Origin of the sequence: Nonomuraea sp. MG754425 (genome assembly GCF_021699195.1) — a bacterium.
Taxonomy (GTDB): domain Bacteria; phylum Actinomycetota; class Actinomycetes; order Streptosporangiales; family Streptosporangiaceae; genus Nonomuraea.
This window is the reverse complement of sequence record NZ_SSXE01000170.1, coordinates 16,454-30,848: the sequence shown is the minus strand read 5'-3', so window position 1 is coordinate 30,848 and position 14,395 is coordinate 16,454. Positions and strand designations below refer to the sequence as shown.

The 14,395-nt window shown below is 72.8% G+C and carries 8 protein-coding genes; 2 read left to right on the top strand and 6 right to left on the bottom strand.

Annotated elements, in window-relative coordinates; all coding sequences use genetic code 11:
• Positions 1 to 231 precede the first annotated feature (231 nt).
• The 6 genes from FAF44_RS40810 to FAF44_RS40785 form a co-directional block, all read right to left on the bottom strand.
• Entirely contained in the window at positions 232 to 1,386 is a 1,155-nt protein-coding gene (locus tag FAF44_RS40810) for an amidohydrolase family protein (RefSeq protein ID WP_237108746.1), read from the bottom strand.
• Between the two features lie 140 nt (positions 1,387 to 1,526).
• On the bottom strand, positions 1,527 to 4,937 hold the full coding sequence (locus FAF44_RS40805; protein WP_237108745.1) for a phosphodiester glycosidase family protein: 3,411 nt from the start codon (positions 4,935 to 4,937) through the stop codon (positions 1,527 to 1,529).
• A gap of 134 nt (positions 4,938 to 5,071) precedes the next feature.
• A complete protein-coding gene (locus FAF44_RS40800) occupies positions 5,072 to 7,312 on the bottom strand; it encodes a hypothetical protein (protein WP_237108744.1) in 2,241 nt (746 codons plus the stop codon).
• Between the two features lie 92 nt (positions 7,313 to 7,404).
• Entirely contained in the window at positions 7,405 to 8,256 is an 852-nt protein-coding gene (locus tag FAF44_RS40795) for a sugar ABC transporter permease (RefSeq protein WP_237108743.1), read from the bottom strand.
• Positions 8,253 to 8,918: a carbohydrate ABC transporter permease gene (locus tag FAF44_RS40790; RefSeq protein WP_237108742.1), complete on the bottom strand. Its 666-nt coding sequence runs from the start codon at positions 8,916 to 8,918 to the stop codon at positions 8,253 to 8,255. The genes FAF44_RS40795 and FAF44_RS40790 overlap by 4 nt, the downstream gene beginning before the upstream one ends.
• A 199-nt stretch (positions 8,919 to 9,117) precedes the next feature.
• A complete protein-coding gene (locus FAF44_RS40785) occupies positions 9,118 to 10,380 on the bottom strand; it encodes an extracellular solute-binding protein (protein WP_237108741.1) in 1,263 nt (420 codons plus the stop codon).
• A 404-nt stretch (positions 10,381 to 10,784) separates the two neighbouring features.
• Here FAF44_RS40785 and pulA point away from each other — a divergent pair, with 404 nt between their 5' ends.
• Positions 10,785 to 13,451 carry a pullulanase-type alpha-1,6-glucosidase gene (pulA, locus tag FAF44_RS40780; protein ID WP_237108740.1) on the top strand — a complete coding sequence of 889 codons (2,667 nt, stop codon included), beginning with the start codon at positions 10,785 to 10,787 and terminating at the stop codon, positions 13,449 to 13,451.
• Positions 13,452 to 13,663: 212 nt separating this feature from the next.
• Complete coding sequence (locus FAF44_RS40775) at positions 13,664 to 14,260, top strand: hypothetical protein (RefSeq protein WP_237108739.1); 597 nt, start codon at positions 13,664 to 13,666, stop codon at positions 14,258 to 14,260.
• Positions 14,261 to 14,395 lie beyond the last annotated feature (135 nt).

Sequence of the window (14,395 nt, the reverse complement as noted above, 5' to 3'; positions counted from 1 at the left end):
CCCCAGGCGGGCCCGGCCCGTCCACCCGGCCCACCACCCAACGGGCCCGGCCGCTCGCCGGGCCCGCTGCCCAGCGGGCCCGCCTGTCCAACGGGCCCGCTGTCCATCGGGCCGGTTGCCTGGCGGGTCCGCCGCCCGGCAAACCGGCCGTTCACCCGGCCCGACGGACCGCATGCCTGGCGGGACCGCCTTCCGGCGGGCGCGGGCGCGGCCCCGTTCCGAGGTCGGCGCTCAGCCCCGGGCACCCAGCCCGTAGACGCGGCGTGCGTTCTCCACCCCCACCATCGTGGCGACCCGCACCGCCTGGGCCGCCGACCACTCCCCGTCCGTCACGAACCCGCCCAGCGCCCGCGCCATCGCCCGCCGCCACAGCACCGCCCCCAGGTGGTGCAGTTCGGCCGGCCCCCAGGCGTCGGAGGAGTAGAGCAGCTTGGCGAACGGCGCCACCTCCAGGCTCTCGGCCACCAGCGCCGCGCCGCGCGCGCCCGTGTGGTTCACGCCCAGCCCCACGTCGAAGAAGACGTTCGGGTACACCTGTGCCAGGAAGCCCGCCTGCCGCTGGTACGGGTAGCAGTGCAGCAGCAACAGCGGCACCCCGGTCGGCTCGGCCAGCTCGATCAGCCCGCGCAGCAGCAGCGGGTCGGCCAGCCGCAGGTCGAGGTCGGGGTCGCCGAAGCCGGTGTGGAACTGTGTCGGCAGCCCGCGTTCCAGCCCCGTCCAGATGAGGTGCCGCACCAGGACGGGATCGGCCAGCCGCCCGCCCCCGGCCGCCAGCCACCGCCCGGCGGCCTCGGCGACCTCCGCGCGCGACGGCGGCGCGGGGTCGAAGCCGAGCCCGCACCGGTAGGCGGCGACGCTCTTGAGCCCGCGCGCGGTCCTGCTGCGCTCCCACAGCTCCTCGGCGAACCGCTCGGCGAACCCGGCGGCCGTGCACCCGCCGGCGGCCACCTGCTCGGCCACGCTCTCCAGGCGCACCACCTCGTCGGCCGGCGCGCCGCTGGCCTGCGCCATCCCGGACGGCCCGAGCAGTTCCTCACTCCGGTAGCCGGTCTCGACGAGCAGGTGCCCGAGCCCGGCGGCCCCGAGCAGCAGCCGGTTGACCTCGGCGGCGCCGAGCTTGGCCCGCCGGGCGAGGTACTCCTCGGGCGTGCAGAAGGGTTCGAGCCCGAGCACGGGCGCGCAGTGGCGCAGGACGGCCAGGCCGAGCTGGGAGTCGAACTGCGTCATCCACTCGGGCACCGGCCGGTCGGACTCGGTGATCAGCTCCTCGAACGCCACGCGCGACAGGTCGTGCGACGTCGCCCCGTGCACGTGGTGGTCCACGAGCGGCAGTTCGTCGACCGCCTGGGTCAGCACCGCGGGCACGAGGTCGAACTCCATGGACATCGGCGCTCCTCCCCCGTCATTCCAGGCTCTCGTACCCTGAGCCCGGGGGCGGACACGCGACGGGCCCCGCGGGACGATCGCCGTCCCACGGGGCCCGTCAGAAGCTCCCGTCACAAGCTCCCGTCAGAAGGTCACCGGCGTCAGGCGGCGGCCTTGGCGCTCAGCGCCACGCTCGCCTGCCGCGTGACCCCGCTGACCGTGACGGCCACCGTCACCTGCCCGGGGCGCAGCGCCGTCAGCGTGCCGGTCACGGGGTCGAGGACGGCCACGTGCCAGGGCTTGGCCGTCAGCCGGGTGCCGACGTGCAGGTTCGGCGAGCCGGACCACCGGGCCGAGACCGGGTGGACAGCGGGCACCGTGCGCGAGCCCTGCACGACCGCGGCCGTCACCGTGGCCGGCGCGCCGACCGCGACCGTGGCCGGGACGGTGAGCGTGAGGTCGTCCACGTGCGGCCGCACCTGCGTGCCGATCCAGTCGGGCGCGTCGGCGAACCAGTTGCGCCGGACGTGCTCGGCCTCGGCCCGCGTCACCGGGTCCACGCCCCACAGCGACCATCCGGTGAACCCGCCGTCGTCGGGGGCGGTGGCGGGGTTCTTGCCGGAGTTGCCGTTGATGACGTACGGCACGGCGTCCACCCGCGCGGCGTGGAAGGTCCCCACGTGCCCGCCGATGAACGCGGCGCCCTTGCCGGTGCCGCGCTGGAAGTCGGCCAGCCACCCCTCCACGAGGGCGGCCTCCTTGCGGTCGCCGAGCTGGCTGCCCTTGCCGGGCGTGGGGTCGCGCGGCGGCACGTGGAACAGCACCGCGACGGACCCGATCGAGCCGTCCTCGGCCGCCTCGTCCAGGGCGGAGCGCAGCCGGGCCACCTGGTCGTAGCCGCCGCCCCTGAGGTTGAGGCGGGAGGTGTCCAGGGTGATGAACCGGGTGCCCTTGTGGTCGAAGGTCCGGTACGTGGCGCCGAAGGCGTCCTTGAAGTTGTCGATCTTGCCGCCCATGACCTCGTGGTTGCCGGGCACGTAGTAGTACGTCAGCGTGCCGCCGAGCTCCTCGTCGAGGACCTTCTTGGCCAGCGCGAAGTCCTCCGGCGACGCCTCGTCCACCAGGTCGCCGTTGATCACCAGGAAGTCCGGCCCGGCCGCCTTGATCTCGCGCAGCGTCCTGCGCGCGTTCCTGACGATGTCGCTGTCGGGGTCCCTGGCGACGAACTGGGCGTCCGACATGACCGCGAAGCGCCACGGCATCTGCGACACCTCGCTCCTGACCACGGGGTCGGCGACCTTGGGCGCGGCCGGGGCGGAGACCGACGGCGGCACCTTGGCGACCAGGCCGTCGATGAGGATCTCGTTGGTGTAGCGCACGTCGGCCTTGGTCTCGGCCACGTAGAAGCGCCGCAGCTTGAGCGGGTAGCTGACGCCGGGCGGCACGGTGAACTCGACGTACTTCCAGCCGGTCCACGTCAGGTACGGCCCGCGCAGGATCTGCGACTGGCCGAGCGCGTCGTAGAACTCCAGGCTGGGCCACTCCCCCTTGCCGGTGGAGTTGATCCACATCCCGAACGCCTGCGGCTGCCCCTCGACCACGATCTGCTGGGGCGGGCTGGCGTAGGCGGCCCGGGTGGCGGTGGAGGTGGAGAAGTCGTAGGAGAGCTTGAGCCCGCCACCGCTCTGCCCGGCGGCGGCCGAGAGCGAGCCGGTGGCGCGGGCGGCGGCGAACGTCCACGACGCCGCGTCCTCGAAGTCGGCGACCGGCTTGTCCTCGAACCCGACGGTGACCGGCACCGCGGTGCCGATCTTGCCGACCTTGGCGGTGATCAGGCCGGAGCCGGTGCCCTTGACGGCCTTGACGGTGAAGTAGCCGTGCTCGGCCGCGGTGACCTCGAACAGGCTCTTGTCGTAGTCGAGGGTGAGGTCGCCGGGCTCGATCGGCGCGGAGTTGCCGTTGCGGTCGTAGCCGACCACGCCGAACGTGGCGGTGGCGTCCGCGCCGGCCAGGCCGAGCCGGTCGGCGGTGGTGCCGAGCCGCTCCAGGGGCTGCAGCACGGTGAGTTCGATGGCGCCCTTGGCGGTGCCGCGCGAGGCGGTGACCGTGGTGGGGCCGGGCACGAGGGCGTGGAAGCGGCCGTCGCGGACGACGCCGTGCACGGCCGGGTTCGCCCGCCAGGACGGGGTACCGGCGGCGGGGCCGTACGTCTCGTCGTAGCCGGCGGCGCTCAGCCGCCTGGTCAGGCCGGGGAAGACGCGGTCGGGCCGGCCACCGGCGACGGGCCCGACGCCGGGCGCCTTGGCGGGGTCGCTGGCCGTCTCCAGCCAGAAGCCCTTGAGCTTGCCGCTGCCCTCGGGCGCGTACAGGGCCAGGCCGTTGGGGACGTGCCGCTCGCCGCCGTCGGACGGGCTGTTCTCCACCTGGACGTCGGCGGAGCCGGGCTCGCGGGCGAGCATGGTGGAGGAGCCGCCGCCGTCGAGGTTGAGCGCGTCGGCCGCGCCGAGGTCCCGCATCATGGCGGCCAGCTCGTTGAGCGTGACGCCGCGGCTGTCGGCCTGGCGGCCGTCCACGGTCAGCAGGTACATCTTCCTGCCGTCCGCCGAGAAGCCGACGGCGGTGCGCGGGTGCGCGGCCGGGTCGGTGGAGTTCTGCACGGCGCCGTCCTTGACGAGCACCCAGTTGCCGCCCACGGCCGCCTGGACGCCGTCGTCGTCGGAGGGCTTGGGCCGGTAGGCCACGTCCACCTTGTCGCCGGGCTTCAGCGCGGACAGCGCGGCGGCGCCGGCGTCCCGGCCGAGCAGGACGGTGGTGCCGGCGGGGATCGGGCCGGTGCCCGCGGAGCCGCGTACCTCGGAGACGACCCCGTCCACCAGCACGACCTCGGCGACGGAGGTGGCGCCCTCGACGGCGCGGGCCCGGTTGTAGGAGCCCCACAGCGGCGTGAACAGGCCGACGCCGCCGCTCTGCACGATCTGGTTGAACTGGGTGAGCTTGACCGGGGTGCCGCCGGCCGGGGTGGCGGTGCCCTCGAAGTACATCTTGAGCACGCGCCCGACGCCGTCCGCGGTGACGGCGACGGCGTTCTCGTGCCCGGCCGCCGGCGACTGGACCAGCGTGCCGTCCTGCACGCCGATGCCCTGGGCGGCGCCGGAGTTGTTGATGTCGAAGAAGTCGCCGTTGACGGCGGCGACGGCCCGGGAGCGCTTGGCCGGTCCGGACAGCGGCTCGGTCCTGGTGACCTCGCCGGAGAAGACGTAGTCGGCCCGGTTGCCGGAGGCGGTGCCGCCGAGTTCGGCGGTGACGGCGTCCGCGCGCAGCCAGCCGAGCTCGTCGTAGGTGTCGAACGAGGTCAGCGAGATGCCCGGCGCGACGGGCCGGGTCTTCTTGGCGGTCTCCAGCCGCTGGGGCGCCGCCGTCGTCGGGGCGAGCAGGGTGGAGGCGGCCGGGTAGGACGAGGCCGTCGTGAGCGTGTCCTCTGCGGGAGGGGTGGGGTCGGCCTGCGCGGGCGTGCTGACGGCCACGGGGCCTAACACGAGCGCGGCGGCGGCCAGGAATCGGAGGGTCTGCACGACCGAACTCAATCGCTCGTGGATATAACTTTCAAGACTTACCGGTGAACTAAAAGAAAATTTCAGATCTTGCCGCCCGCCCGGCCCACACCCGCCCGGCCCACGCCCAGGCGGGCCGGGCCCAGGCGGCGGGCTCAGGCGGCGGGTTTGACGGCGATGAGCCGGTCGAGGGCGGCGTCGTAGGCCGGGTCGAGCCAGTAGTCGGAGTGCCAGCGCGCCTCCGGCAGCGGCTCCCCCGGCCCCGGCCGGTGCGGGTCCCAGCAGAACAGGTCGACCGCGTCGCGCTGCCCGCCGGCGAGGGGATCGACGCGGCGGAAGACGGGCCCGCCGATGGGGTCGCTCAGCCGGTAGAGGTTGCTCCAGGTCACGCGCTCGCGTAGCGCGCTCAGGCCGTCGCCGCCGAAGTAGGCGGGGAAGAACGGCGCGTACAGGCGGCGCAGCGGCGAGCCGTGCGTGAGCAGCCGGACACGGTCCCGCTGCTCGGGCGAGAGCTGCAGCGCCAGGGCGGCCACGATGACGCTCCCCTGGCTGTGCCCGGACAGCACGACCTGGTCGCGGTCGGTGCCGGCGAGCCGGCCGACGCGGGTCATCAGCTCGGGGACGACCCGCTCGGTGTAGCACGGCGGCGACAGCGGGTGGATGGCCCGCGGCCAGAAGGTGCTGATGTCCCACAGGATCCCGATCGTCCTGCGCAGCCGCGAGTCACGGTACGTCCGCCGCGCGACCAGCACGAGCGTGACGACGGCGGCCACCATGAGCCAGCTCCCGGCCGAGGCCAGCGGCCCGGCGAGCCCGTCGGCGGGGCTGAACAGCCCCAGCCGGTTGACGACGATCGCCGCGGCGGACCCGGCGGCCCCGATGCCGGTGAGCACCCCGAGCACGAGCCCGGCGCGGTCGGTGAGCGAGGCCAGCGCCCACATGCGCGCCACCACCCGGGCGTCGTCGCGTTCGAGGTAGTACGGCTTCAGCTCGGGAGCCAGCCGCCGGGCCGTCGCCCCGCGGATCAGCCACAACACGCCGGCCACGACGAGGAGGCCGCCGATGACCAGCGGCACGATCGCCGCCGTCCACCAGACGGGGTCGTCGAGGAACAGCTTCTCGCCGACGGGCCACGGGTCCTCGGGGTGGCCGGGGACGCCGAAGAACGCGGCGGTCCAGAACAGCAGGCCGAGCGCGAGCACGTTGGCGCTGCCGACGGCCACCATGAGCACGATCCACGCGGCCAGCCCGCCCAGCGGACGGGGCTCGCGCTCCGGCCCGGCGGGCTCCACCGGCCGGTCCATGCGGGCCAGCACGCCGTTGGCGACCAGGATGAACAGCCCGAGCCCGAGCGTGAGCGCGTAGTGGAACGCCCCGATGCCGACGCCGGGCAGCCACCACGCGGACGTGGCGACGCCGGGCGGCATCCCGGCCAGCGCCACCGCGACCGTGGCCAGGAACGCCGCCGGAGCGGCCAGCCGCAGCACCTGGCAGGCGGCCGTCAGCCACGGGGGCGTGCGCTCGCCCGTGTGCGGGTCCAGCCGCCGGGCGATCGACGGCAGCGCGGCCAGCACGACCGCCGCGAGTTGCACGGCCGCGTTGGCGACGGTCAGGGCCAGCCCGCGTGCCGTGCCCGCGAACGGCGCGGAGACGGCGACCCCGATGGAGGCGATCGAGAAGGCCACGTGCACGACCCGCAGCCGCCACACCGGCGCCGCGCCGTGCCACAACCTCGGCCGGGCCAGCAGCACGCCGTCGCGGACGCCGAGGTCGGGCGGCACCATGCGCTCGTCGCGCAGCCACGTGCGCCGCGCGATCCACCACAGCAGCACCACGAGCAGCAGCGGCGCCAGCGCGGTGACGGCCAGCCGCTTGGACGGCTCGCTCCCCCACATGACCCCCAGCCAGCGCACCCACGCCGGCGCGGTGTCGAAGGTGCAGGCGCGCCCGGCGGCCGTGCACTGCCAGCCGATGAGATCGACGCTCGCCCTGGTGACGGCGCCGACCAGGGTGCCGGTGAGCAGCAGCGCGAACAGCCGCTGCGCCCCCTCCGTGACGTGCCGCAGCCGCGCGCCCCGCGCGGGCCTGGGCAGCATGAAGTAGGACAGGTTCGCCAGCGAGAACGGCAGCAGGAGCAACCACGACGCGATCGTCCGGCCGCCGGAGGTGAGGTTTCCCCACGCGTACGCCTCGCGGTGGCGGACCCCCGGCACGTCCGCCTGGTCGCCCGACGGCCGCCCGCCCGGCCACCAGCGCCGGTAGAACCCGGTGACGCCGTCGCCGGCGACGATCCGGGGGTAGGGGTGGCCGAGGATGCCGGACGGGGGTGTGCCGGAGACTCCGTGGACGCGCAGCTCGGTGACACCCCCGCAGGTCTCGTCGAGGAATCCGTCCATGTGAGAAGGATCCCGCCCGAACCATCATTACGCAAAGTGATTGTTCGATTACTCAAACGGAAGTAGCGTGATCCCCTTCCCCGCGTACGGTCTCAGGCCTTCGTGGCTCCGGCGGTCAGACCGGTGACCAGGTGGCGCTGCACCAGCAGGAACACCACGCCCGCCGGGATCGCGATGAGCACCGCCGAGGCCGTCATCAGCCCCCAGTCGGACCAGTGCTGGCCGATGAACTGCTGCAGACCCACGCCCAGCGTGCGCTTGTCCTCCTGCGTCATGAACACCGTGGCGTAGCCGACCTCGCCCCAGGCGGTCATGAAGCAGTAGAACGCGGTCACCGCGACGCCGGGCCGCGACAGCGGCAGCACCACCCGCCAGAAGGTGCCGAACGGCGTCAGCCCGTCCACCATCCCGGCCTGGTCGATCTCGATCGGCACGGTGTCGAAGTAGCTCTTCATCATCCAGGCGCAGAACGGCACCGCGATCGTCATGTACGCGATCACCAGGCCGGGGATCTGGTTCAGCAGCCCGAGCCCGGCCATCAGGTTGTACAGCGGGACGATCAGGATGGCCACCGGGAACATCTGGGTGATCAGCAGCAGCCACATCACCGACCGGTGGCCGGGGAAGCGGAACCGGCTGACCGCGTACCCGGTGGTGGCCGCCAGGAACACGCCCAGCACCATGGTCAGCCCGGCCGTCAGCACGCTGTTGAGCAGCCAGCGCGGGAACTCGGTCGCGGTCAGCACGCGGGTGTAGTTGTCGAGCGAGGAGTCGTCGAACAGGCGCAGTTCGGCCGACAGCCAGCCGTCGCGCGGCTTGAGCGAGGTCAGCACCAGCCACACGACCGGGAACAGGGAGACGGCGACGGCCAGCAGCAGGCCCGCGTGCAGGCCCGCGGAGGCCAGCGGGCCGCGCTCGCCGCGCCGCCGGGTCCGGACGCTCACCAGCCACCTCCTTGACCGCGCAGGCTGCGGCGGTAGCCGACGGCCAGCACCACCAGCATCGCCAGGATGATCACGCCCCAGGTCGCCGACCCGGAGTAGTCGCGGATCCCGGTGAACGCCTCGCGGAAGGCGTAGGTGACCAGGATCTCCGTCTCGCTGCCCGGCCCGCCCCTGGTGACCAGGAAGATGATGGGGAACATGTTGAACGTCCAGATGGTGCCCAGCAGCACGACCGTGCCGGACACCTGGCTCAGCCCCGGCAGCGTGATCGCCCTGAACCGCTGCCAGGCGTTGGCGCCGTCCACCTCCGCCGCCTCGTACAGTTCGGCGGGGATCGACTGCAGCCCGCCGAGCAGGGCGACCATCATGAACGGCACCCCGATCCACACGTTCACCGCGATGACCGCGATCTTCGCGGTGGTGGGGTCGTCCAGCCAGCCGACGCCGCCGAGCCCGGCCAGCTTGAGGAAGCCGTTGATCACGCCGTAGTCGCTGTTGTAGAGGTAGCGCCAGATGAAGGCGGCCACGAACGCGGGCACCGCCCACGGCAGGATCAGCAGCACCCGGTAGAGCGAGCGCAGGCGCAGGGGGCGGTTGAGCATGACGGCCAGGCCCAGGCCGATGCCGTAGTGCGCCGCGACGCAGATCACGGTCCACAGCACGGTCCACAGCAGCTTGTCCCAGAACAGGCCGCTGGTCAGGATCCGGACGTAGTTCTCCAGGCCGACGAACTCGTAGGTGGCGGGGATGACGTTGACGCCGATCGTGCGGCCGATGTTGGCCTCGGTCGCGTCCGTCAGCGACAGGTAGACGCCGCGCCTCGCCCGCGGCCCGAACCCCTCCGGTGGAGACGGCCACCGGTCAGCTCCAGTCCTTCATGATCCCCCGGTACTGCTCGTCGACGCCCTTGAGCATGTCCGCCGGCGCCGACTTGCCGCCGACGAGCGCCTGGTAGCCCTCCAGCAGCGGCTGGAAGAGCTGCCCGCCCTCGGGGATCCACGGGCGCGGCACCGCGGTGTCCATGATCGGCTTGAACACCGCCACGTCCGCGTTGCCCTGCACCGCGGGGTCGGCGTAGGCGGAGGTGCGGGTGGGCAGCAGGCTGATCTCCTTGGCGATCTTCGCCTGCGCCTCGGCCGTGGTCATGAAACGGACGAACTCGGAGGCGGCCGGGATGTTCTTGGAGCCGGCGTAGACGGCCAGGTTCCAGCCGCCCGTGGGGGCCGCGGCCTTGACCGATCCGGCCGGGACCGGCGCTATGCCCAGGTTCGCCGTGTCCTGGAACTCCTTGCCCTGGTGGATCTCCGACAGCGCCCACGGCCCGTTGTAGATCATGGCCGCCTTGCCCTCCTTGAGGGCGGTCATGGCGTTGGCGTAGCTCTCGGTGGTGGCGGGTTTGGGCGCGGCCCCGGAGCTGATCAGGTCGGCGACGGTCTCCATGGCTTTCACGTTCGCCGGGGAGTTGACCACGATCTTCTTGGCGGCCACGTCGAGGAGGTCGCCGCCCTCGCCGTACATGAAGGGCAGCAGGAAGTAGGAGTCGACGTTCAGCGCCAGCCCGGCCGCGCCGGTCTTGGCCTTGACGTCGAGCGCGGTCTGCTTCAGCTCGGCGATCGTCCTGGGCGGCTCCTCGTGCCCGGCCTCCTTCAGCAGCCGCTTGTTGTAGATCAGCGCGAGCGTGTCGGTGACCTGCGGCACGGCGTAGGTCTTGCCGTCGTACTTCGTGCTGCTCAGCGGGCCCGGCAGGAAGTCCTCGGGGCGGTCGACCGCGCGGCTGCCGTCCAGCGGTTGCAGGTAGCCCAGTGAGGCGAACTGCGACGTCCAGGCCACCTCGGAGCGGATCACGTCCGGCGCGCCGGTGCCGGCCTGCGCGGCCGTCTGGAACTGGTTCTGCGCCTGGTCCGAGGGCACGTTCACATAGTTGACCTTGACCTGCGGATACTCGGCCTCGAACTCCTTGATCAACGCCTGGAACGTCGGTCCCTCGCTGTCGGGACGCGTCGTGTCCCACCACGTCACCTCGCCGCTCACCTTCGACGGGTCGGAGACCTGGGTGGGGGGCGCGGCGGTCCCGCCGCCGCCTCCGCCACAGGCGGAGATCGCCAGCGCCAGTGACGCAACCACCGCCGCGGACGGTAAAAGTCGTCGCATGTCCTTCTCCTCACAGCTCGGTCGGAGGTCGGAGTAAGCCGGAGGTTACGCCGACGAGACGCTCATCGGAAGATGGCGGCGCAAGTTTTTCTGCAAGTCGTTACCTTGATCCATCCTCGTGCCTTTCGGCGTTTCCGCTGGTCACAACCCTGCACAGGGAGACGGTCTCTCATGGTGAACCCGGGATGGACGCAGGTGAGCCGGCTTGCGGGCCAGGATGGGGTTTGCCGCGTTGCAGAAATTTCCAGAAAGGATGGCAAAGATCGGTTTGGGGTGCGTACGGTCCCCTCTGAGCCGTTCCGCATCACCTCCGCCCGGACGGGAACGATGACCGCTGGGGAGTCACATGTCTGGGGGCGGCGCCGCCCGCCCAGGGGGTGAGGAACCTGCGTCACATCATTCACCAGGGCGACGGCACGGAGCCGCTGACACCGGTCCGGTGGCGGCCGGAGCCGCCCGCCGCCACGAGCGCCGACGCCGACCTGAGCAGGGCCAGGGCCCACTGGATCGACCGCGACACGGTCGTCTGGCGGACCGATCCGTCGCTGCGGCACTTCCTGGCCTTCAGCGCCATGGGCGGTCTCACCTGCGCCGGCGGCGAGGTACGCGACCTGGACGGCGGCCCGCGGCTCATCCGGCTCACCGCGGGCGAGCTGAGCGAGGAGCAGCGCCGCCGGTGGCCGCACCTGGCCGCGTACCCGGCGCTGAAGGTGCCCGCGCGCGACGCCGATCTCGTCCGCGACGCGCTGCGCGGCCAGGTCGCGGCCGTGGCCCGGGACGCGGCGGGCACGCTGCTGAGCGCGACCGGCGTGCAGCTCCCTGGAGTGCTCGACGACCTGTACGCCAACGCCGCCACCGCCGTCCTGGGCCCGTCGGGCCAGGTCATGCCGAAGCTGGCGCTGTGGGCGCCGACGGCCCGCGAGGTGAAGCTGGCCCTGTACGGCCCCGGCGGGCGCACCCTGCACCGGATGCGGCGCGACGACGAGAGCGGCGTGTGGTCGGTGCGCGGGCTGCCGACCTGGCTGGAGCGCGAGTACACCTACCTGGTCACGGTCTACTCGCCGGCGGCCGGCACGATCGTGACGAACGAGGTCACCGACCCGTACGGCCTGGGCGTCACCCCCGACGGGGCGCGCAGCAGGCTCGTGAGCCTCGACGCCGCCGCCGCCAAGCCGCCCGGCTGGGACCGGCAGGCCAAGCCGCCGCCGGTGCCGCAGCACCGGGCCTCGATCTACGAGCTGCACGTGCGCGATTTCTCCGCCTCCGACGCCACCGTCGCGCCCGCGCTGCGCGGCACGTACGCGGCCTTCGAGCAGGACGGCGCCGGCATGCGCGAGCTGCGCGCGCTGGCCGCCGACGGGCTGACGCACGTGCACCTGCTGCCCGTCTTCGACTTCGCCACGGTGCCCGAGCGCGCGGCCGACCGGACGGAGCCGTCGCGCGACCTGGCCGCGCTGCCGCCGGACTCCGAGCGGCAGCAGGAGTGCGTGGCCCGCACGGCCGCGACGGACGCCTTCAACTGGGGCTACGACCCGCTGCACTACACCGTGCCCGAGGGCTCGTACGCCCGCGACCCCGACGAGCGGACCAGGGAGTTCCGCGGCATGGTCGCCGCGCTCAACCGGGCCGGGCTGCGGGTGGTCATGGACGTCGTCTACAACCACACGCACTCCACCGGCGTGCTCGACCCGATCGTGCCCGGCTACTACCACCGGCTGCTCGACGACGGCGCCGTGGCCACCTCCACCTGCTGCGCCAACACCGCGCCCGAGCACCTGATGATGGGCAAGCTCGTGGTGGACTCGATCGTCACGTGGGCCAGGCAGTACAAGATCGACGGTTTCCGCTTCGACCTCATGGGCCACCACCCGAAGGCGAACCTGCTCGCCGTCCGCCGGGCCCTCGACGAGCTGACCGTGGCCCGCGACGGCGTGGACGGCCCGTCGATCATCCTGTACGGCGAGGGCTGGAACTTCGGCGAGGTGGCCGACGACGCCCGCTTCGAGCAGGCCACGCAGGCGAACCTGGCCGGCACCGGCATCGGCACGTTCACCGACCGCCTGCGTGACGCGGTGCGCGGCGGCACCCCGTTCGACGCCGACCCGCGCGTGCAGGGCTTCGGCTCGGGGCTGGCCGGCGCGCCCAACGGCTCGCCCGCCAACGGCACGGCCGAGCAGCAGCGGGCGCGGCTGGCGCACTACGCCGACCTGATCAGGGTCGGCCTGACCGGGAACCTGCGCGACTACGTGCTGCCGTGCGGCAGGAAGGGCTCGGAGGTGGACTACAACGGCTCGCCCGCCGGGTACACGGCCGCGCCCGGCGAGGCGGTGACGTACGTGGACGCGCACGACAACGAGACGCTGTTCGACGCGCTGGCCTACAAGCTGCCACCGGACACGCCGATGGCCGACCGGGTGCGCATGCAGGCGCTGTCGCTGGCCGCGGCGCTGCTGTCGCAGGGGACGGTCTTCGTGCACGCGGGCAGCGAGCGGCTGCGCTCGAAGTCGTTCGACCGTAACTCCTACGACTCGGGCGACTGGTTCAACCGGCTGCTGTGGGACTGCGCGCAGGGCAACGGCTTCGGCGCGGGCCTGCCGCCGCGCGCCGGCAACGAGGCCCGCTGGCCCTACGCCCGGCCGCTGCTCGCCGACCCGGCGCTGCGGCCCGGCTGCGCGGACATCGGCGCCGCGCGGGCCCGCTTCGGCGAGCTGCTGCGGATCAGGGCCTCGACGCCGGCGTTCGCGCTGGGCTCGCCGGAGGAGGTGCGGCGGCGGTTGTCCTTCCCCGCCTCGGCGGAGGGCGTGATCGCCCTGCACGTGGACACCGAGGGCCTCGACCCGCGCTGGACGTCGGTCACGGCTGTGTTCAACGCGACCCCGCAGCCGCAGGCCCAGGACGTGCCAGCGCTGGCGGGGCAGCGGGTGGAGCTGCACCCCGTACAGGCCGGGTCGGACGATCCGGTGGTGCGCGAGTCGTCCTTCGAGCCCGCGACGGGCACGCTCACGGTCCCGGGCCGCACGGTCGCGGTTTTCGTGCGGTGGTAGGGCGTGAGTGTGACATGGGCGGGTAGAGGGAACGTTCATCGAGAAAGCCCCGCATCACTGGCATTGAACCGTACTCCAGCGCAAACTGAATGGACCGCGCTGGACAGATGGCGATCGCGTGAAGCAGTGGAGCACCCGTGGACAATCATCTTGATCACATGCCGGTCCTGTCCCGAGGCAGGCATCGCAATCCGAAGCGTGGCGCCTGTTTCATGGAGCTGGCCTCCTACCTGGCCGGGGAGCGCTGGAGCGACCATCCGGCCTGCACGCACCCGTTGCTGGCGGCGCTGGCCCGGCTGGTGAACGACAACGTCGGCGACGCCGGCCGGGCCCGGCTCGTCCGGCTGGTGCCGTCCATCATCGGCCTGTCCAGTGACGATCTGCGCATAGACGCGCACATCGCGTTGCGCTGCGCCACCACCGCCCTGCCGGTGGCGGCGGCCGAGCGGCAGCTCGCGCTCGCGGTGTCGGTGCTGGCGGCGGAGGAGATGCTGGCCCGGCTCGACGGGGCCCCCGGGCGGCCGATGAGCGAGCGCAGCCGGCGGGCGATGGACGAGGTCCCGCACGCGGCCGAGCAGGCCAGGCGCTTCAGCCGGGCCGCCAGGATCACCGAGAAGGGGTTCCGCCGGTACGCGGCCCCGAACGCGGTGCAGCTCGCGGTGGTGGGCATCGTGCAGGCGTGCGTCGACGACCCGGACACGCTGCTGCGGACGCTGCTGGAGGAGACGATCGCCGACTGCGAGACCATGATCCGCGGAACGCGGCCCACCGAGACGGTTCCCGCCGCCACGGCCCCGATCCACGCCTGACGATCGCGCGGGCCGCCGCCCAGCAGGCGCGGCGGTCGCATCATGCGTTCACCCGGACGCATAGGGTGCTGTCGCGCAGGCATGTTCGATCACCCTGCGTGACCCACCGCAGCTCAGGCAAGCCTCTCCTTCGTT

Bases quoted from the DNA above. Each gene is read 5' to 3' on its own strand.
- FAF44_RS40775 (WP_237108739.1), top strand. From the start codon at position 13,664: ATGGAGCTGGCCTCCTACCTGGCCGGGGAGCGCTGGAGCGACCATCCG.
- FAF44_RS40810 (WP_237108746.1), bottom strand. From the start codon at position 1,386: ATGTCCATGGAGTTCGACCTCGTGCCCGCGGTGCTGACCCAGGCGGTC.
- FAF44_RS40800 (WP_237108744.1), bottom strand. From the start codon at position 7,312: ATGGACGGATTCCTCGACGAGACCTGCGGGGGTGTCACCGAGCTGCGC.